Here is a 19,733-nt window from a genome sequence, read left to right as displayed (position 1 = left end):
TGCGGTTTATTTCTTGGCTGCAATGATGTGAAACTTGATCACGACCTCGTCGGCAACAACCGAGGTGTCTTTCCATTCACCCGTGCCGATTTCGAACTGGCTGCGTTTGATCGGCAATGCGCCGTCGAAGCTTTGGGTCGACCCTTGCAGGGTAACCTTGACCGGCACCGTGACGTTTGCGGACTTGCCCTTGATGGTCAGCGTGCCGCTAACGTTGAACTGGTTGCTGCCGGCCGGCGCAATCGCACTCGAGACGAAGGTGGCGTTCGGATAGTGCGCGGTGTCGAACCATTCCTTGCCGCGCACCTGCTGGTTGTAGCTATCGTCGCCGAGGTCGTAGCTGGCGGTGTCGATGGACAGCCTGGCGCTGCCCGCCGCCGGCTTGGCCGGATCGAAATCGAGCTGTGCCGTGAACTTCTTGAACGTCCCTTCGACAGGCACGTTCATCTGTTTCGAGGTCGCGGTTACCGTGCTCTTCGACGTATCGACCTGCGCATGCGCCACGCCGAGGAACAGCGAAGTCACTGCGGTCGCTGCGACTAACCAGCGAAGGAAAGGAGTTTTCATGTCTGCCTTCAATCTGCCTTAAACCTAAGGCTACTTGAGAAAGGGGATCATACGCGCCAGCAGGCCGTCACGATCGATGAAGTGATGCTTCAGCGCAGCCAGCGTATGAGCGGCCACGATCACGAGCAACGTGTAGTTCAACCAGATGTGGATGGTCTTCAGCACGATCTTGAGCGCGGTGTCCGGCCCGATCAGCGTCGGCAGCGGCACGATACCCAGATAAACCACCTGAATTCCGGCGGCAGAGCTGTAGAGATAGCCCGACGCCGGAATCACGAACATCAGCACGTACAGAATCACGTGCGCCACCTCCGCCGCCAGCTTCTGCAACGGCGGCATGCCCCGCGGCAGTTCCGGGGCGCGGTGTGTCAGGCGCCACGCCAGCCGGATTACGGCAAGCATGAACACCGTCACGCCGATCCACTTATGCCACGAAAAGTACTTGAGCTTGGTGGGCGTGAAGCCGGGAATGTCGGTCATGATCCAGCCCAGATAGAAGCCGGCCACGATCAGCAAGGCGATCAGCCAGTGAAGGCTCATCGCAGTTGCGCTGTACCGCTGCTTGAATGGAGGAACTGTCGTCATCGTCATCCCGTCTGGCGTCTTGAGGGCAGTTCGTCCACACAGGAAACGAACAGGTCATTGGGATGCGATTCTAGGAGTGCGAAATCATGCTGAATAGCGGCTTGAAAGTGAACAGATTGTTGTGCTGGCGACGTTAATCGACGACTTCCACGGCTCGAACCTGCACTTTATACAACGTTTTTATCTCCAAACCCGTAGCATCCGGTTCTCAATTATTAGACCCGACCGGCAATCGATCATTGAGTTTTCGTATGCGAATTTCTCTCCGCGGCGCCAAGCCCGCATTGCCGCTTCGGGCGATTGACCCTCGCAGTCCCGCGACAACACGGAGCTTAAAAGCATGAAGAAGTCTTTACTGGCACTTGCGCTGACAGGCGCATTTGCATTGACCGCCCACGCGCAAAGCAGCGTCACCCTGTACGGCGTCATCGATACGGGCCTTGTGTTCACGAACAACCAGGGCGGCCACAACAACTGGCAAGAAACCAGCGCCTCGACGGAAAACACCGTGTATGGCCTTAAAGGCTCCGAAGATCTCGGCGGCGGACTGCATGCGATCTTCAAACTGGAAAACGGTTTTAACCTGAATAGCGGCAGCCTGTTTAACGCGGGCGATGCATTTGGCGAGCAGGCGTATGTGGGCGTGCAAAGCGACCAGTTCGGCACCGTTTTGTTCGGCCGTCAGTTCGACACCGTCAACGACGTGCTAGGGCCGATCTCGTCTGCCGGCGGCACCTACGGCGGCAACCTCGCTGCGCATCCGTTCAACAACGACAACCTCGCTGCGGATTCGATGAGCATCAACAACGCGGTGAAGTTCACGAGTAACACCTACGCCGGCGTCACCGTCGAAGGCATGTACGGGTTTAGCAACAAGGCCGGCGAGTTCTCGAACAACCGCGTGTATGGCTTCGGCGCGACGTATGCGCATGGCCCGTTCAACCTGGCTGCGGGTTACCTGGAACTGAACAACGCAGGCGGCGGCGTCAGCGGCACGAATCAGAACGGCGCGGTGGCGCTCGATGACGGCAGCGCCGATTTCGTGGCGCAACGCCAGCGCATCTGGGGCACAGGCGGCAACTATACGTTCGGCTCGGCCACCGTTGGCCTGCTCTGGACCCATTCGCAGATCGACAACATGTCGAGCGTGTTTGCCGGCGGCGATGGCTTCGTCGCCTTGGGTGGCGGCCTGCGGCTCGACAACTATGAAGTGAACGCACATTACGCGCTGACCCCGAGCTTGAGCATCGCCGGCGCGTACACGTTCACGGACGGCTCGTTCAGCAATGGCGGCACGAGCGCATCGCCGGAATGGAATCAGTTCACGCTGCAAACCGACTACTCGTTGAGCAAGCGCACCGACGTCTACCTCGAAGGTGTTTATCAGCACGTCCACGGTGCACCGGCTGGCTCGGTACTCAGCGACGCATCGATCAACACGCTATCGCCCTCGTCGAGCGGTACGCAAGTGGCCGTGACGGTCGGCTTGCGTCACCAGTTCTAAATAGAAGGTATTTGAAAGACGGAGGCCGCGCGGCAAGCGCGGCCTCGCTCATCGCCCACCGCTTACCTCACCTCCGACACAAACCTTCGTATTCATCCCCCCAGTTCACTGCATTCGCAGGGGACGTGCGAGATTGCTCGGCATGCCTCATAATCACGCGCGCCCAGAATATTCCGGGCTACGTAACGAGGCCCAAAGCAAAAGACCCCACCGGTTTACCGCAGCGTCCCGCCTCAGATTTCCCTTCTCTGAACTGGCTTTATGTTTTCGTCACCCCAACTCGGCGCTGGCCTGATGGCGCTTGCCGCCTTTCTGACGCCCGTCGTGTCGTTCGCGCAGCAGACCACGACTAACGCCGCGCCGACGCCAGACTGGACCGTGACGCTCGGCGCCGAAGCGCAGTGGGAACCCGCGTATCCCGGCGCAAACTTCATGCGCCTCAGGCCTTATCCAGCGTTCGATATCGAATACAAGAATCGCTTCTTTGCCAAAGAAGACATGCTGGCGGGCGTGTATCTGGTTAACAACGCGAACTGGAGCGCAGGCTTGGCGCTGCAGTACGATTTCACCGAACGCGAGACGAGTGAAGACGCCCACCTGCATGGGCTACGCAATGTGCCCACGACGCCACGAGCCAAGGTTTTCCTCAACTACACGCAATCGGCGTTCACGTGGTCGAACTCTGCGGCCCAGGATATTGGCGGGAACCGTGAAGGGCTGGTGGTCGATACCAATGCCACGGTCACGCTGCCCATCGGCAAACAGCTGTTTCTGACCGCTGGTCCCGGTGTCACGTGGACAAACGGAACGTATCAGCAGACATTTTTCGGCATCACGCAGAGTCAAAGCGCAGCTTCCGGTTTGCCGGTCCACGACGCGCATTCCGGCGCGGCCACCGGCTACATCACCGCCGAGGCCGATTATCTGATCACCAAATCGCTGATTGCCACGGTCGAACTGAAATTCGCGCGCCTATATGGAAACGCCGCGTCGAGTCCGATCACGCGGCGTGTACAGCAAAATACAGACACCTTCGCGCTGACGTACACGTTTTGACGCGTATTCTCCACGGCGCGAATTGCTGAGTACCCCCAAACCTTTCGAATAGATGTCATACATGCGCAACAGGCAGAGAGGGATAGAAAAGAGCCAGATGTCCTGCATTTCCGCGAAAATCTCACGTGAGAGCCCATGTCCTCCGGCATCGAATGCGATACCATTGCCCCCCAATCAATAAGTTAGGCGTGCCATGAAGCACGCAGTGCTGTGAAAATTCAAAACGCCAAAAGGTGGGCCCCACGCGGTTCCCGGGCTTGGCTTGCCGCGTTTCTCGCTTTGGCGGCAGCAAGCGGAGTACGCATGCTACTCAGCCCGTTCGTCGGCCCCGCAATGCCGGGCGCATTATTCTGCGTCGCCGCTGCGCTCATCGAATATTTTTTCGGGCTAGGTCCCGCCTTGACCGTCATGCTCGTCGGACTGGTCATCGCCGACTATCTGTTTGTGCCGCCGTATGCCGACTTTTCGGTTTTCGATCACAGCGACGTGACGCTCGTCGTCTCGTATCCTTCGGTGACGCTTCTCATCATCTGTCTGATCGAGCGCCTGCGCCGGGCACAGTTTCGCGCGGAGATGTTCGCGTCAGTGGCCAAATCGCGGTATGAAATGCTGCTGCGCGCGGATAACAAGCGCGCGCTGCGGCTTCGCACGATCGACGAAACGCATCGGCTGTTGCGCCATCTGCCGCACTATCACGACTCCATCATCCTGATCCAGGCGCTCGACCGGAAAGCGTCGTTGCGTCCGGATGCGGATCACGCGGCCGGCACAGTGCACGCCCTGCCGCATACTTCGGCGCCAGGCAGCCGCTTTTCGGCCGTGCATCCCGCGGATATCGAACGCCTCCAGAACAGCCTTTCGCCTGGCAGTCATCGCCTGCGAATCAGGAGCGGCGACCACACGTATAAGCCTGTCGACTGCGTCGGGGAGCGTTTTACGACGCATGCCGGCGACTTTCTGGTCCTGCGAATCGAGGCTTAAGCATTGGATCAAGCCACACACATCCTCCAGGAAGGCGGTGAGCACGCCGTGCTCATGCTGCACGGCCTCTCGAGTTCGCCACTCGAAATGCGCTTTCTCGCACGTCATTTGAACACCGAAGGATTTACCACTTTCGCGCCAGTTCTGGATGGCTACAGCGCGGGCTCAACTGAACGCGACATGCAAGCCTGGGTCGACGCTGCCGTACGTGAGTTCGACTTGCTGGCCGAGCGGTATGCGCGGGTGTCGGTATGCGGCTTGTCGGTAGGCGCGGCGCTCGCGCTGGCCGTGGTCGGCAAACGGCCGACGGCCCACGCAGTCGTTCTGCTATCGGTCACCCTCTCGTACGACGGTTGGGCCATACCGTGGTACCGGTTTTTACTCGGCTGGGCCTACTACACGCCGCTGCGCAGTCGCTGGCGTTATCGCGAAGCCTCGCCGTTCGGTCTGCGCAACGAGGCTTTGCGCGCGAAGATCGCGCGCGCCATGCAGCGCAATGGCATCAGCGAGGTCGGGCCGTCTACGATCTCGCTGCCAGCGTTGCGCGAGGCGAGCCGGCTTGCAAAACGCGTTCGCGCGAGCCTCGCCGGCATCACGACCGACTGCCTGATCATTCATGCTATCGACGATGAAACGGCCAATCCGCGCAACGCGCATGACGTTGCAGCGAAGATTGCCTCGCCGTTTCTGCGCACGATCTATCTCGACGACTCGTATCACATGATCACCTCGGACAACGAGCGTGAAATCGTGGCGTCCGAAACCGCCGCGTTCCTGCGCGAGAGCGAAGCCGCCCGCGGCATTGGCAGCGGTGCGGAGTCCCAGGTCGTCTCCAAGGCGCTCGCGCGGCGGCTGCGGCAACTGGCGGCGCTGGGAAGCTGACAACGCGGTTTCGTGGTGGATTGAAAGGAATCTAAGTCACCGCAGGCTTGTAATTGCGACTCATTCGCATTAGCATGAGGTCCCGCCCTGCTACCATTCCATGCGTCCGATGCCCTCTCTCACCCGCGGCGCCCGCCTGTTGCTTGCTCTTCCCTTTGTCCTTGCGTTGCTCAGTTGCAGCACGCCTTCTACAGACATCCAGTCGCACGCCGACGCCGCCACACCGGCATACCAGGTCGAGATTCGCCGCACTGCGCTCGGCATTCCGCATCTGAAGGCACACGACTGGGGCAGCCTCGGCTACGGATACGGCTATGTGCAGGCGCAGGACAATCTGTGCACGATGGCCGATGCCTTCGTTACCTATCGGGGCGAGCGCTCGCGCTACTTCGGCGCCAAGGCGCGGCCGTCCAACGATGACACGTTCGGCCAGCCGTCCAATCTCGACGCCGATTTCTTCTTCCGCTTCATCGACGACGGTGCAGCCGTGGCTCGATACCGCAACAGCCAGACGCCGGAAATGCGTGCGCTGATAGACGGCTTCGCGAGCGGCTATAACCGCTATGTGGATGAGCTTGCCAAGGGCGAATTCGTCGGGGCGCATGCGGCCTGCCGCTCGGCGCCGTGGGTCGGCAAGATCAGCACGGCGGATATCTACCGGCGTCTCTATACGGCTAACCTGGCAGCCGGTGCGGGCCGTTTTGTGTCCGCGATTGCTACGGCGCAGCCGCCGGGCGCTACGCCCGGCGGCGCAAAGCCGATGGCATCCGCGACTTCGCCGCAAGGCTCACCGGATTCGCAGAACCTGGCGTCCACCGCTCCGCTGATGGATTTCGGCGGCCACGCTGGCGTGGGCAGCAACGGCCTCGCGTTTGGTGCTGATGCCACTCACAATGGCAGCGCTATCCTGTTCGGTAACCCGCATTGGTTCTGGAGCGGCCCGGCCCGCTTCTACCAGGCACAACTGACCATCCCTGGTAAGCTCGATGTCAGCGGTGTGTCGTTTCTCGGTTCACCGGTGATTGAGATCGGCTTCAACCGGGACGTTGCGTGGACGCATACGGTGTCCACCGCGTCGCGGTTCGGGTTGTTTCAGTTGAGCCTGGTGCCGGGCTTGACGACGTCGTATCGGTACGACGGACAGGTGGAAGCGATGACGCCGACTCGCGTCACCGTTGAGGTCCGCTCCGACGACGGCACGGTGCATCCAGTCACCCGGACGCTCTACCGTTCGCGGTTTGGGCCAATGCTCAACCTGAGTTCGATGTCGCCGGCACTCGCATGGAACACACAGCAAGCGTTCGCCCTGCGCGACATCGACGCGGACAACTTCCGCGTCTTCGAAAACTTCCTTGACTGGAATCAGGCACGTTCACTCGATGACTTCATCCGCATCCAGAAACGGAATGCTGCGGTGCCCTGGGTCAATACGCTTGCCATTGGTCGCGGCGATCCGCGCGTCTGGTACGCGGATATCGGCGCCATCCCGAATGCGCCCGACAGTCTCGTGGAGCGCTGCACGCCGCCCGTCGGCAAGGCGTTCGCCCACGCGATTCCGGGCGTGCCCGTGCTTGACGGTACACGCAGCGATTGCGACTGGCAGCTCGACCGGGGTGCTGTGCAGCCTGGCGCGATGCCGGTCGCGCAGATGCCGAGCCTGTTGCGACGTGACTATGTGGGCAATTTCAATGGCAGCTTCTGGCTCAGCAATCCGGCTGAGCCCTTGACCGGCTACGCGCGGGTGATTGGCCCAACCGATGCGGCGCAGTCTCTGCGCACCCGCCTCGGCCACACGATTGCCGCGCAACTGCAGGCCGATCCGGCTGGCGTATCGCCGGGCGCGCTGCAACGCGCCGCACTGGACAGCCGCTCGATGTCAGCGATCCTTTTCAAGCAGCCGGTGCTCGACCGTCTTTGCGTGACAGGTAACGCAAACGATCTGCAACAGGCCTGTGCTGTTCTCGCGGCATGGAACGATACTGCCGATGCCGACGCCCGCGGCGCAACGTTGTGGAACGCTTTTTGGGAACATCTCAGGGACATCCCGGCGGCGCAGTTGTACGCCGTGCCGTTCGATCCGAAGCAACCGTTGACCACACCGGCCGGTATCGCGGTGGACCATGCGAAACTCGCGACGGCAATGCAAGCCGCACTCGCCGATATGCACAATGCCGGCATTGCCATCGATGCACCGCGCAGCGCGGCGCTCTACGTGCAGCGCAACGACGAGCGCATTCCGCTCTTTGGCGGCTGCGACACGGAAGGGTACTTCACGGCGGCTTGCGCGCAGCATCCGTTCGATACCCGTGGCGATTCGATGAACGTCAATCCGAACGGCAACAGCTACCTGCAGGTGGTGCGGTTCGAGCAAGGAGAGGTTGTGGCCGATACGCTGCTCGCGTCATCGGAATCGGACGATCCCGCTTCGCCGCATTACGCCGACGGGACCCGCGAATACGCGAGCAAACACTGGATGCGGGTGCCGTTTAGCGAGGAAGCAATTGCGCACGATCCGGCGCTGGTCACTCAGGTGCTGACGGCGCCGGCGGCGGACGGTGCGGCGGCGCGCTGAGTCTTGCTGCGGGGAGGTTTTGCTGAAAAGTTGCAGTACCGCGGACGGTGCGAGTGAACGTTGGTGTTAGCGCGCAGCTTACTCGGCGATCGCCCGGCCGTCGCGCCCCATCCAGCCGAACGCATGAACCCGCGTCACCGGTTGAGCGACCGCAGCTGCCGCGCTAATGATGCCCGGCATCGGCAAGTCGATGATCTGCCAGCGACGCGCGTCGGGCGCATCGACGAAGAAAGTAGCCGCATCTTGCTGCAGTACGTGGGCGTCGGCGTTCATCAATTGCGCGCCCATGGCATACGTGAGACTCGCATGACGCACGTGGCTTCGCGTCTCGATTGACCGGGACATTTTCTGGCGACGGGACGACGCTGTGTCGCCGTCAGGATGGCCGCTCGGAGCGTTATCGGGCAGCGTCGGCACACTGGTCGCGAGGCCGAGCGGGCTCTTGCTCACGCCGATCACGATCCAGATTCCGGCATAGGCAATGGCGATCTCGATAGGCTCGCGCTCGCCGACGTTGGCAACACGCAGTTGACCCTGCGCATCCTCTACCAGATCGACCTCCGCGGGCGCGCAGCCGATCATGTCGCCCAGAATCTCACGCATCGCGGCGCGACCCACGACAAAGCGCTTGCCCAATGCGGGATTCGGATGGCTCTTGACCCGCGCGAGTTCGGCTTGCGACAGACGGGCGTACGCCGCGTCCTTGGACACAAAGTGCCATTCCGAACGACAACGCCACAAGAGCAGTTCGCCGTCGTTCGGATAAGCGACGTCAGCGGCCAGCCGGTAAGCGAGACGCTGGGGGATGAACTCCAGTTCCGCGGCGCGCCGAATGGTTTGAGTGGACCCGGATGGACGGGCCAACGAGGCCGCCTCGTCCACGTTTGCAATTGACGAATCAGACGGCATGCTGAGACTCGTCAGTGCATGCGGATGACACGGTGCGATCGGGGTGGGCGTTTGAAACGGATGAAAGCATGCGCAAAAGAATCACGGTTGTGAAGCATGCTCAATCATCGGACAGTTTCAGCATAATTGCAAATGATTCGCATTTGCAATTATGCTGAATGGATTGAATTCGACATGCGACGCGGGCGGTTCCTACTTTTCAGCCCGTTGGCCGCAAGGCTCGCAGTAGCAGAAAGGGCGGCCGGCGACGTTCGGCTTCCAGCATGGGGCGGTCTTTCAATGCCTCCGCAGTAGGCCCCGGCTCGCCAAGATGCTCGAGCAGCAACCCGGCGCGGATCAACGTGTTGACGTAGGTTTCAACGGTCCGGTGATACTTGATGACACCATCGACAAACCAGCGCGTGTCTCGCTTCCCTTCCTCGCGATAGTGATCGACCGGCCAATATCGCCGGTGCCCCTCGTCATCCCGAACCCAGCCTGCCGGATAGGCGGTGCAGAGCGGATGCTCCACGGAAAATACAAAGCGGCCACCCGGTTTCAAGGCTTGAAATACACGCTCGACCACGCCGGCATAGTCTTCGACGTAATGCAGCGCAAGCGAGGAGACGACAAGGTCGAATGAATCTGCTGCGGGTCGATACTGTTCGATGGGGCAGCGTTCATAACTCACCGACGGATCGCTTGTTCGCCGGACGGCTTCTTCGAGCATTCGCGCGGAGATATCGACGCCGGTCACGGAGGCCGCTCCCTGTGCGCTTGCGAAACGCGCGAACTCGCCGAAGCCGCAACCCAGGTCGAGTACATGCGAATTGGAAAGCTCGGGCAACAGACGATGCAACGCAGGGATTTCCAGGGCACCGTTCAAGCCGGTGTCGGTGTCGCGAAGCGCCTTGTAGCCTTCGAAGAAGGTCGTATCGTCGTAGATGTTTTGCGACGTCAGGGCGGTAGCGGATGCCGGATCGTTGGTCACTGCGGAAACTCCTTCTTGTAGGTGGGTGCGTTGCGACCGTGGGTGCTGGTTCTGGGGGCATGGTGAACAGGGCGCGTGATTAGCGCATGCGAGACGCGTCGAACGAGTAGTGATATTCATCGCTTACGGCGCCTTTGAACTCGTCTGCCTGTTCGATCAGTCGGGTGCGGACAAACCCCAGAGACTCCACTAACGCGATCGATGCCGCGTTGCGAGTATCGATCTGCGCGTCGATTCGCGTTATCTGAAATGTTGTCAGAACACTCGACAGGGCAGCGGTTACGGCCTCTGATGCAATCCCCTGTCGTTGATAGCGAGGAAAAACAAAATACGCGACAAACGCGCGCTGTTCTGCCTGACTGATCGCGAATTGAACGTAGCCGTACAGCGTCGGCTCGTCTATCGAGCCGATTACCCAATTCAGCCACACCTCTCGGCCATCGCCAGAAGCTTGACCTTCGAGGCGTCTGTAGCGCTCCTCTAACGCGGCCACGCTTGCGGGCGGCATATCGGGAATGTAGTCGTAACCGCGTACGTCACTCAATCCCTCGAACATGCGTTCCGCGTGGCCGGACGTCAGTGGAGAAAGGACAAATCGTCTCGTGTGAACCACGTTTGGGTAAGGTTGGCTTGCTGGGGAAGACATTCGATGGTCGCCAGTGGTTTAACGTGACCTCGCCACTCTATCAAATGACCTTGCGCCCCCCGCAAACGAACTACTTGCACTTTTATACTCTGCCTTATAGAGTACTCTACATAAACCCTTCTGGAGCCATCATGTCACTCTCATCTGAGCAGGCATCACAGGCCTTGCGCGAAGTCGAGGCTGTCAGCCATCGCAGCAGCCAGCTGTATAGCTATCAGAAGTTCGCGCCCATGCTGATGCTTTGGGGTGTGATCTGGTTAGTCGGCTTCGCTGTGACCCATTTTTTCCCCACACGCGCTTCGCAGATCTGGATCCCGCTGGACGTAATCGGCATAGGCGGTTGCATTTTCCTTGGCAGAAGAGGCAAACAGGACGCATCCAATGACAAGTCGTGGCGCTGGCTCGCGTCGGCGTTGGCCGTTGTGGTGTTTTACATCGCTGTGCTTAACGTCTTTCAGCCAGCCACCGGCGAGAAGTCGGCCGTATTGATCTCGTTGATCGTCGCGTTGTTCTACTTTCTGAGCGGCCTCTGGATCGGATCGCGCCTCGCGGTCACAGGTTTGGCCCTCGCCGTGCTCACGCTCGTCGGCTACTACCTGCTTCCTGCCTACTTCCTCCTGTGGATGGCGGTGGTCGGCGGCGGCGCGTTGATACTGGCTGGTGCCTGGCTGAGGACCGCGTGAATGGATCAGCTCGACGAAACCATCCATCAACCGGTTCGGCTCAAGATCATGGCAGCGCTTAAAGCATTACCGAACCGCGAGGCGATTGAATTTGTGCGATTGCGCGCCATCGTCGATGCAACAGAAGGCAATCTCGGCGCGCATCTCGCCACTCTGGAGAAGAGTGGTTACATCGAGATCACCAAAGACTTCGTCGGCAAAAAGCCGCGCACGCGTGTGGCCATGACCACGTCAGGAAGGCGGGCATTCGAACGCTATGTGGATTATCTGCGAGGCATTCTCGACGGTACTTCTTGATGCGTTCGGTAGACACACCGGAGCAGGCAATCCAGGTTGGGCGACGCCAGCGTCGCCTTGGCTCTAATCAGTTAAGCGACGCCGCGACTTCTTTAGCGAAATTCGTGCGCACACCTTTGTCGGGGGATATTCGTGGGACACAACACCATCTACGCTCACAGAACCGGCTCGGCAGTTGGTCAGATGTTCTTTGCCGGATTTGGCACGCTGTGGATGACAGGGTGGTGCCTGCAAACACATGGAGTAGATTGGCCGATGCTCGGGCTAATCGTGCTGGCCGGAGGCACCCTCTTTCTGTGGGCTATGTGCGATTTTCGCGCGTTCCGTCCGCATGTCGACATGAATGCAGAACCCGAAGCACGCAAGGCGCGGCAGCGCGTCTTCAGGTGGGTCAACCTCGTGCAATGGCTTGCGGTCTTCGCGGTGAGTTTCATCTTGAGTGCGCTTGGGCATCCCGAATGGAGTACGCCTGCGGTGGTCCTCATCGTCGGCCTGCACCTGATTCCGCTAGCGCGAATTTTCCACGCTCCCCGGCATTACGTCACAGGTATCGCGCTTATCGTCGTAGCATTGGCCTACCCGTGGATGAACGGCGGCGGTCCCAACTACCCTTCCGGCGAGTTCGCCACTGGAGCGATCCTTTGGATCAGCGCACTCTATACTTCCCTGCGCGGCCATCTTGGCAAAAGTTCAGGCGGAGTGGTTGAACGCCAAGGAGTACTGGCGAACGAAGTTCGCTAGCGGACCTTGAAGTCTCCGAGATATTCCATCGAGTACCGGTATTCGTGCCCCTTTGCTTAAAACTCCACCAACGCAAAATCTTCCTTGCCCACGTCGCACAGTGGGCAGCGCCAGTCGGCAGGCACATCGGCCCAGCGCGTTCCAGCGGCGATGCCCTCTTCGGGCAAGCCAGCCGCTTCGTCGTAGATCCAGCCGCAAATCACACACACCCACTGCTTGAACTCATCGCGCGTCTGGGCGTCTTGAGCAGTAGCGGGCAATACAGATGCGTCTTCGGACGCCACCGCGTGCATAGATCTCGAATCGTCGAGGCTCACGACGAGCGGCGCCGCGGTCCCTGCGCTACTGACAGCTAGATGCGCGTGAAGCGTTTGCAGAAGCGACTGCGCTTCCGCCTGCGTCAGATCGATCCAGTAGGGATCGCCAGCACCATCGTTGAGTCGCTCGGAGGAAAACTGAATCTCTAAGGCTACGCCCTTCTTATACATAACAAACGGTATCCCGATGGCCGGCCATTTTCGCCAGCCCTTTGCAATTTAACGAAGCAGACACGGACGCAACGCAAGCGCGACGGACTCAGCGCTAAAGGGGTGATTCGCGCGGTCGCTGCGAGGAATCCACAGCCCTCATGGCAGACCATCATTATCGCCTTCCCCAGATAGCGCATTAGCTACACTGCAGAGATGCACTGTTTCCTCCCATTAGCTAAAAGCTCGGGACAGGCTGTGCGAAAACACGCTTCCATGTTCGGCGAGGATCACGCGGTAGGCGGCGATACAGCAAGAGATCCGTCGTGCTTCATCCGCGCACCGTAAGAACCCAGCAGCACTTGCCACCATTCGCCATGACGCCGCAGAAAGATGCCATCGGGGAAGTGATGACGTGCGACGTGATCTTGCGGCACCGTATCCCAGCCGCGATGCTCGACGGTGACGCGGGTCTCGTCGCCTACCGCCTCGAAGCGCACCTCGACATGAGTCTGCTGATCAGCGGAGAAGCTCGCCTGAGTCCAGCCGAACGCGAGCCGTACACCAGGCTCCCACACCCTGACGCGCCCCACTTCGAACACGCTGCCATCCGTCTGCGTCTCGATCAAACGACCATTGACACCACCCTCGAACGACAGCGTACCCGCGCCCCGCGGAGTGAACTGGAAGAGCGAATTGGGCCGCCACCACAAGGCGATGTCTCGCGTGAAGACATCGAAGGCCCGGTGCGGAGCAGCGGATACGCGGACCGACACCTGCACGCGCGAGCTCACGGCTGTGCCTCCAGATGTGCCTTGAACGCGAGCAATTGCGATGACCACAATTGCTCGGTCGCTTCGAGCCACGCTTTCAGCTCGGTCATCGGTGCGGCTCTCAGGACATAGAGACGCACGCGTGCGTCGATGCCATCGTGCGACTCCTCGATCAGCTCGCTCGAGCGCAGCACGCGCAGATGCCGGCTCATCGCTTGCGGACTCAGACCGGTGGCCTGAGCAAGTTCGCCGGCACGCATCGGCTTCTCGCTGAGCAGATCGACCACCTGGCGCCGGCTAGGATCGGCTAGCGCGGACAGCGTCCGGTCCAGCGACGCGCTTGCAGCAAGTGCCATCGGCTCACACCCACCCGTCGATCTTGTGGCCACTCACTCGCTCGGCCTCTTCACGCGATACCTCGCGCAATGTCTGGCCGAAACTCCACACGTGTCCTTCAGGGTCACGCGCCGCGTAGACGCGGTCACCGTAGAACTGATCCGCCGGTTCACGTGTAATCACAGCGCCGGCTGCGCGCGCCCGGACGCAATGCTCGTCAATGCCATCGCGCAGTTGCACATGGACGGATTGAGTGTTTCTCCCGCCTATGGACTTCGGGCTCGCCATGTCCTCCGCCCATGCACGGCACACCATTACATAGCTGTCGCCAAACCGCATTTCCGAATGGGCGAGCTGGCCGTCGTTGTCCATGACGACAAACTGACGTTCGAAGCCGAAGGCCTTCTCGAGCCAATCCAGCGCGGCCAACGGATCGTCATAGTAGACCGCAGCGCCCAAGGACGGACGTGACAGTGCCTCACTCATGGCAGCCTCCCTTCATAAACTAACGGGTTAATATTTAACATATTAGTTTATTAAGTGAGAATGTCAAGGGTGACCGTTGCCAAGATGATCGACCAGACCGGCCACCACTAAAATAACTTCGGCGTACCAACCCAAAGTGCGAGAGCTTCCATACGCTGACTGTTGATCCATCCATGTGGCAACGTAGATTGATAATGGGCGCTGTCTCCGGCCTGCAAGACAAACGTCTCGCCCTCCAGGGTCAACGACACCTCGCCGGATATCACGTACAGAAGCTCTTCCGCTGCACTGGTTGGCATATCCGTAGGTCGCCTTTGCTCGGGCGGGAATCTTACGAGAATAGCCTCGAGTTGCTGGGAAGGTGATCCACGCGTGAGTTGCGCAAACAGGTTCGGCGACTCTGCAAACCTGAAGAATTTCAGCTGATCGCCACGGCACACCGGACGTTGTTCGCCAGGTGTGTCCACGAAGTACTGCACGGCGACGCCGAGCGCGCTGGCGATCCCGTTCAGGGATGTGATTGACGGTTTGGCCAACCCACGCTCAACCTGCGAAAGAAAAGGCTTCGAAATCCCCGCCGCGCCCGCCGTGTAGTCGAGTGTGCGTTTTAGCCGCTGCCGTAACGCGCGAATTTTGCCACCCAGAACGGTAGCCGGTGTCGTTTCTTCAAGTTTAGAGAGCATAAGATGAATGCGCTTATTATTTAGTTATCCTTGAATACAGCAAGAGGCCTCGCGCAATGCCACTAGCGCCAGAAATGCCGTATCAGCCGCTGCAATCGGGCCGACTGATCGAGGCGTTCCTGAACTGAATCTTCCGGCTTTGCGTCAACCCGGTTTAAAGACGATTGCCATTGACTACGCAGGAAATGCCGGATGAGTCGCAGTAGTCGGGCTGCCTGATGCAGACATTCCCGGACTGGATCTTCCAGTGTTGCGTGGTCCTGGTTTGAACAAAGTGGCTGCTGGTTCATTGTGAATATTCCCGGAAGGTGTCATGGGATCATTCTGCGCATCGGTAAGGCCGCGCGATAGGACCAGGCGTAGCAATCTGAACCGGCGCACTGCGTCGTTTTTCCTGTCTGTATCCCTTGGTCAATCGGTACAGTTCAAATGCCTGTTGGGTGACGCGCCTTAGTTCGAGTCGAAGCCTGTTTTACCGGTGTTGGGCACTGTTAGAATTGGTTGTGCTTCCAAAACAGGTGGACAGCGGATGTGGGATCGAACGACTCGTTATGGCGAACTTGCCAGCCAATTGCACGCAGAAATCTGCGCAGGTGAATTTCGCCCCGGCGACAAGTTGCCATCCATCCGCGCCCTATGCTCGCGCTTCAAGGGAAGCAGCGCCACTGTCACGCATGCCCTGTACTTGCTTGAAGACGCCGGCCTGATCGCGGCGCGCCCGCGCTCTGGCTTCTACGTTCGGGAACGTCAGGCAATTGTTGGCCAGCCGTCGCAGCCTCGGCCCGAAGTGGCCACACAACCCGCACTGCCAGCGCAACGCGCCTTGCTACGAGAACTCGACCGGCTGCACGTTCACGAACAGCCCATGTTGTTTGCCGTGATAGATCCGGAGTTGTATCCCGTCGTTGCCCTGCAACGCATCATGACAGCGCAAGCCCGCCGTAATCCTTCGTTCTTTACCCTGGGAGACATGTGCGCTGAATCGCCGCTCGCTGAACAGCTGGCACGCCGGGGACGGTTGATGGGCCTCAACTGGCGTACTGAAGACATCACCATCACGTCTGGCGGGAAATTCAGCCACCGCGCGTTGTTGCGAGTGCTAATCAAACCCGGCGATACAGTGGCGATTGCTTCCCCAACCTCCATGAGGCTGTTATGGGACCTCGATGCGATGGGACTGAATGTGCTCGAAATACCGGCCCATCCGGAGCACGGTCTTTCCACCGATACGCTCGATTTCGTGCTGAAAAGGGAGAAGGTGGCGGCATGTATCTTCTCCGCGAATTTTTCGCATCCCACCGGCGGACTCATGAGCGACGACGCGAAGCGCCGCACGGTCGGGTTGCTTGCAAAGTATGGCGTGCCGCTTATCGAGGACGACCACAACGGGGAGCTGTATTTCGGCAAGAGCCGTCCGTTGCCTTTCAAGGCGTTTGATCAAGACGGACTGGTTCACTACATCACGAACCTGAGCGACTTGATTAGCCCCGGCATGTCTCTGGGCTTCGCGGTGACTAACTTGCGTAGGGAGCTTGAATTTATGCCGGAGCCGGCGCCGCTGTTTCAGCACACGCTGGCTGCATTTATGGCCAGTGGTCTGTTCGAGCCGCACTTGCGACGTTTGCGTCAGACGCTGGCAGCCTATGCAAAAATGTACCGGGCAGCCGTGCAACGTCATTTTCCTCCGGAAGCCTGTAGCCATGCAGTTTCAGGCGGCCATTGGCTATGGGTGGAATTGCCGCGCGGCTTCGATTCCGTCGCCTTGTTGCGCAGAGCGCTAACGGCTGGTATTGCTTTTGCGCCAGGCCAGCTTTTTTGCACCGACGGCAGTCTCAATCATTGTTTGCGGCTCAATATGGGCATGCCACTGACTGATCGTACTGAACGGAATATCGCTGCGCTGGGTCAGCTGATATCGGAAGAGCTGGCGCAACTGCGCACCGCATAACGATGGCGGTCTGAAAGTCGAAGGTGCTCGATAATTGCTCACCGCTCGACCCGATCGCTTCCGTCGACCAAGCATCACGCATATTTCCCTGGAGTCTCATCGCATGAGCGTGCTATCCCCCGTCGAGTCGTATCTGCAGGACTTCCATCAACGTCAGGCCGGCGCCACGAGTGCAGCATTCGGTCACCTTCGTGCCCGCTCGAGCGTGGCCGAATATGCATCCTCTTATGCAGCGCTTGCTGGATGCGTGCCGGCATCGGCTGCGCCGCTGACCGTCCTCGATCTCGCTTGCGGCGATGGATATCTGCTCAAGCTGTTGTCGGACCGGCAACAGTCGTCGCTGCGGCTGATTGGCGTAGACATGAGTCAGGGCGAACTGGACGTCGCACGAGCAACGCTCCCTAAGGAAGTCGAGTTGTTAAAAGAGCGTGCGCAGGAAATGCCCATCGAAACGGGCAGTGTCGACTGCTTACTGTCGCACATGGCCATCATGCTGATGGATGACGTCGAGCAGGTTATCAAGGAGGTCCGCCGCGTGCTTCGCCCGCACGGTCAGTTTGCGATCGTAGTTGGGCGAGCGTTTCTGCTCGGTGAGGCGAATCAGGTCCTGCACAAAGTTCTGCTGCCGATTCTCAGGGAAGATGCATCGCCGTTGCCGTTCGGCGATGCACGCACCCACACCGTAGAGGGATGGACGGAGTTGCTCTCGAGGGACTTTGAAGACCTGCAATTCGAAGATCTGGATGTGGATTGGGAACCAAACCCTGACGAGCTTTGGGAGTCGCTGACTGAAACCTACACTATCGACCGGCTATCCGAGCCGGCTAAGGCACGCTTTCGGGAGGAGCTTCTGGAAGCGCTAAGCGGCTTGCAACAGAGCGACGGGACCATTCGCACCGGCTGGGGGGTTCGGTTGATTCGCGCGAGGGCGAAGTAGAAAAAGTCCTGCGACTTTCTGGCTTCACTGCGCAACGGGATCAGGCAACCTGAGGCCGTTGCACAGCGAGCGCGATCCTTAGCATTTCGGCAATCGCACGTCGCGTCCTGTTATGGCCATCTGCACAAGGTCAATCAGGCGCTCGCCCTTCTTCAATGCATCGCGCTTTACGCCTTCCACAACGAAGCCGACCGATTGGTAAAGGTGTATCGCCGACGCGTTGTTCGCGGTTACCTCGAGTTCGATGCGCTCAACAGACGGAGCGCGGGCGGCCCATAGGAGCGTATGCACTAACAATGCCCGACCGATTCCCTGACCGCGATACTCCCGCGCGACGTTGAGCGCTAGCCCCACCGTATGTTCGCGGCTCGGTTGTTCGATCCGCCCGACACCGCCCCCGCCTACCAGTCGTCCCTCGTGCCGCGCGACGTACAACACCGAATGCTCGCCCGCGCGACGCTTGATGAACTCGGCCCACTGTTGATCGCTGACGGTCGCCAACCGATCTGGCAACGTCTCCAGTTCTTCATCGAACAAATCGGTCATGAACTGCTTGTAAGCGTCTTGGTCAGCAGGACTGACGACTTGATATGAGACCCCCGATGCATTCATTCGTGCCGCTCCGCCATGTTGGATTTCCTGGTGCAGAGTGAATTTTTTGCTTACGGCCGGCTATGCGCTGTCCGACGCCATCGATGGACAGCGCACACCTGCTTTCAGCTTAAGTCCGCTCAGCCTGCAAACCGGTCCGTCGCTGCGATCAACGCTTTTAGAATGCCCGGTTCATTGTAGGCATGCCCCGCATCCGGAATCAGCTGGAAGTCCGCCTTCGGCCAGGCCTTGGACAGATCCCATGCCGTACGCGCCGGCGTCGCCACGTCATACCGCCCCTGCACAATCACGCCGGGGATGTCGGCGAGACGATGGGCGTCCCGCAGCAACTGCCCTTCCTCCACAAACCCGTCATTGACGAAGTAATGATTTTCGATGCGCGCGAAAGCGAGCGCGTAATCGTCTTCACCGAAATGCTCCTCCAGTTCGGGGCTGGGCAGCAATGTGATCGTGCGGCCTTCCCACAAGCTCCATGCGCGCGCGGCCTCCCGTTTCGCGGCCTCATCCGTGCCAGTCAGGCGGCGACGATACGCCGCCATCAGATCGCCGCGCTCCTCGACGGGAATCGGTGCGAGGAAGCCCTCCCACAGGTCCGGGAACAACCACGACGCACCTTCCTGGTAGTACCAAAGCAGTTCGGCGCGACGCATCGTGAAGATGCCGCGTACGATCAGCGCGCTGACCCTCTGCGGATGCGTCTCCGAATAGGCCAGACCGAGCGAGCTGCCCCACGATCCGCCGAACACCAGCCACTGCTCGACGCCCATCATCTCGCGCAAGCGCTCGACATCCGCGACCAGGTCCCAGGTCGTGTTGTTGTCCAGGCTCGCATGCGGCTTGGAGCGGCCGCAACCGCGTTGATCGAACAGCATCACGTTGTAGCGCGCCGGGTCGAACAGACGGCGATGTTCCGGGCTGCATCCGCCGCCGGGGCCGCCGTGAAGAAACACCGCCGGCTTGCCGTTCGGATTGCCGCACAACTCCCAATACACCTGATGACCGTCACCGGTATCGAGAAAGCCGTGCTTGTAGGGTTCGATTGATGGGTACATGTTTGATTCCAGAGTGTGGATGCCAGTGCATTGCGGCGAACCGCGT

22 protein-coding genes are annotated in these 19,733 nt (G+C 59.8%); 10 read left to right on the top strand and 12 right to left on the bottom strand.

The annotated features are described in order from the left end of the window. Positions 1 to 6 precede the first annotated feature (6 nt). Complete coding sequence (locus P3T24_RS12135; RefSeq protein ID WP_429434822.1) at positions 7 to 567, bottom strand: YceI family protein; 561 nt, start codon at positions 565 to 567, stop codon at positions 7 to 9. Positions 568 to 597: 30 nt separating this feature from the next. After that, a complete protein-coding gene (locus tag P3T24_RS12130; RefSeq protein WP_429406088.1) occupies positions 598 to 1,152 on the bottom strand; it encodes a cytochrome b in 555 nt (184 codons plus the stop codon). A gap of 340 nt (positions 1,153 to 1,492) precedes the next feature. On the opposite strand from P3T24_RS12130, the gene P3T24_RS12125 reads away from it, so the two are divergent. From P3T24_RS12125 to P3T24_RS12105, 5 genes are all read left to right on the top strand, one after another. Then, positions 1,493 to 2,656, top strand: coding sequence for a porin (locus tag P3T24_RS12125; RefSeq protein ID WP_074267004.1), 1,164 nt, complete (start codon positions 1,493 to 1,495; stop codon positions 2,654 to 2,656). Between the two features lie 261 nt (positions 2,657 to 2,917). Further along, complete coding sequence (locus P3T24_RS12120) at positions 2,918 to 3,712, top strand: MipA/OmpV family protein (RefSeq protein WP_429434820.1); 795 nt, start codon at positions 2,918 to 2,920, stop codon at positions 3,710 to 3,712. A gap of 210 nt (positions 3,713 to 3,922) precedes the next feature. Continuing rightward, a complete protein-coding gene (locus tag P3T24_RS12115) occupies positions 3,923 to 4,693 on the top strand; it encodes a DUF4118 domain-containing protein (RefSeq protein ID WP_429434817.1) in 771 nt (256 codons plus the stop codon). A 54-nt stretch (positions 4,694 to 4,747) separates the two neighbouring features. Beyond that, positions 4,748 to 5,575, top strand: coding sequence for an alpha/beta hydrolase (locus tag P3T24_RS12110; protein WP_074269264.1), 828 nt, complete (start codon positions 4,748 to 4,750; stop codon positions 5,573 to 5,575). Positions 5,576 to 5,684: 109 nt separating this feature from the next. Next, complete coding sequence (locus P3T24_RS12105; protein WP_429434815.1) at positions 5,685 to 8,147, top strand: penicillin acylase family protein; 2,463 nt, start codon at positions 5,685 to 5,687, stop codon at positions 8,145 to 8,147. 78 nt (positions 8,148 to 8,225) lie between these two features. Here P3T24_RS12105 and P3T24_RS12100 read toward each other — a convergent pair whose 3' ends face one another. From P3T24_RS12100 to P3T24_RS12090, 3 genes are all read right to left on the bottom strand, one after another. After that, entirely contained in the window at positions 8,226 to 9,056 is an 831-nt protein-coding gene (locus tag P3T24_RS12100) for a 4'-phosphopantetheinyl transferase family protein (protein WP_429434813.1), read from the bottom strand. 199 nt (positions 9,057 to 9,255) lie between these two features. Continuing rightward, a complete protein-coding gene (locus tag P3T24_RS12095; protein WP_429434810.1) occupies positions 9,256 to 10,026 on the bottom strand; it encodes a class I SAM-dependent methyltransferase in 771 nt (256 codons plus the stop codon). Positions 10,027 to 10,105: 79 nt separating this feature from the next. Then, positions 10,106 to 10,672: a GNAT family N-acetyltransferase gene (locus P3T24_RS12090; RefSeq protein WP_429434808.1), complete on the bottom strand. Its 567-nt coding sequence runs from the start codon at positions 10,670 to 10,672 to the stop codon at positions 10,106 to 10,108. Positions 10,673 to 10,803: 131 nt separating this feature from the next. Between P3T24_RS12090 and P3T24_RS12085 the strand changes: the two genes are divergently transcribed. From P3T24_RS12085 to P3T24_RS12075, 3 genes are all read left to right on the top strand, one after another. Next, positions 10,804 to 11,355: a hypothetical protein gene (locus P3T24_RS12085; protein ID WP_074266999.1), complete on the top strand. Its 552-nt coding sequence runs from the start codon at positions 10,804 to 10,806 to the stop codon at positions 11,353 to 11,355. After that, positions 11,356 to 11,652 carry a winged helix-turn-helix domain-containing protein gene (locus P3T24_RS12080; RefSeq protein ID WP_074266998.1) on the top strand — a complete coding sequence of 99 codons (297 nt, stop codon included), beginning with the start codon at positions 11,356 to 11,358 and terminating at the stop codon, positions 11,650 to 11,652. A 183-nt stretch (positions 11,653 to 11,835) separates the two neighbouring features. Further along, entirely contained in the window at positions 11,836 to 12,393 is a 558-nt protein-coding gene (locus tag P3T24_RS12075; RefSeq protein WP_429434805.1) for a hypothetical protein, read from the top strand. Positions 12,394 to 12,449: 56 nt separating this feature from the next. Here P3T24_RS12075 and P3T24_RS12070 read toward each other — a convergent pair whose 3' ends face one another. The 5 genes from P3T24_RS12070 to P3T24_RS12050 all read right to left on the bottom strand — a co-directional run bounded on the left by P3T24_RS12070 (position 12,450) and on the right by P3T24_RS12050 (position 15,138). After that, positions 12,450 to 12,881, bottom strand: coding sequence for a rubredoxin (locus P3T24_RS12070; RefSeq protein ID WP_429434802.1), 432 nt, complete (start codon positions 12,879 to 12,881; stop codon positions 12,450 to 12,452). Between the two features lie 269 nt (positions 12,882 to 13,150). After that, positions 13,151 to 13,654 carry an SRPBCC family protein gene (locus P3T24_RS12065; RefSeq protein ID WP_429434800.1) on the bottom strand — a complete coding sequence of 168 codons (504 nt, stop codon included), beginning with the start codon at positions 13,652 to 13,654 and terminating at the stop codon, positions 13,151 to 13,153. Further along, the gene (locus P3T24_RS12060) at positions 13,651 to 13,989 is read right to left on the bottom strand and encodes an ArsR/SmtB family transcription factor (protein ID WP_074266994.1); all 339 of its coding nucleotides are present in this window, start codon (positions 13,987 to 13,989) and stop codon (positions 13,651 to 13,653) included. The genes P3T24_RS12065 and P3T24_RS12060 overlap by 4 nt, the downstream gene beginning before the upstream one ends. A 4-nt stretch (positions 13,990 to 13,993) precedes the next feature. Beyond that, positions 13,994 to 14,455: a VOC family protein gene (locus P3T24_RS12055; RefSeq protein WP_429434797.1), complete on the bottom strand. Its 462-nt coding sequence runs from the start codon at positions 14,453 to 14,455 to the stop codon at positions 13,994 to 13,996. Between the two features lie 107 nt (positions 14,456 to 14,562). Next, positions 14,563 to 15,138 (bottom strand): helix-turn-helix domain-containing protein, encoded by a 576-nt coding sequence (locus tag P3T24_RS12050; protein ID WP_429434794.1) that lies wholly within the window; start codon positions 15,136 to 15,138, stop codon positions 14,563 to 14,565. Positions 15,139 to 15,667: 529 nt separating this feature from the next. On the opposite strand from P3T24_RS12050, the gene P3T24_RS12045 reads away from it, so the two are divergent. Then, on the top strand, positions 15,668 to 17,086 hold the full coding sequence (locus P3T24_RS12045; RefSeq protein WP_429434791.1) for a PLP-dependent aminotransferase family protein: 1,419 nt from the start codon (positions 15,668 to 15,670) through the stop codon (positions 17,084 to 17,086). Between the two features lie 103 nt (positions 17,087 to 17,189). Then, entirely contained in the window at positions 17,190 to 18,023 is an 834-nt protein-coding gene (locus tag P3T24_RS12040) for a class I SAM-dependent methyltransferase (RefSeq protein ID WP_429434789.1), read from the top strand. Between the two features lie 78 nt (positions 18,024 to 18,101). On the opposite strand, the gene P3T24_RS12035 is transcribed toward P3T24_RS12040, so the two are convergent. Together P3T24_RS12035 and pip are read right to left on the bottom strand one after the other, a co-directional pair. After that, the gene (locus tag P3T24_RS12035; protein WP_429406068.1) at positions 18,102 to 18,635 is read right to left on the bottom strand and encodes a GNAT family N-acetyltransferase; all 534 of its coding nucleotides are present in this window, start codon (positions 18,633 to 18,635) and stop codon (positions 18,102 to 18,104) included. 119 nt (positions 18,636 to 18,754) lie between these two features. Next, positions 18,755 to 19,687: a prolyl aminopeptidase gene (gene pip, locus P3T24_RS12030; RefSeq protein WP_429434788.1), complete on the bottom strand. Its 933-nt coding sequence runs from the start codon at positions 19,685 to 19,687 to the stop codon at positions 18,755 to 18,757. Between the last annotated feature and the right edge of the window lie 46 nt (positions 19,688 to 19,733).

This window comes from Paraburkholderia sp. GAS33, assembly GCF_050436645.1.
GTDB lineage: Bacteria > Pseudomonadota > Gammaproteobacteria > Burkholderiales > Burkholderiaceae > Paraburkholderia > Paraburkholderia phenazinium_B.
Note: the sequence above shows the minus strand (reverse complement) of the source record. Positions and strands in the feature narration are given on the sequence as shown.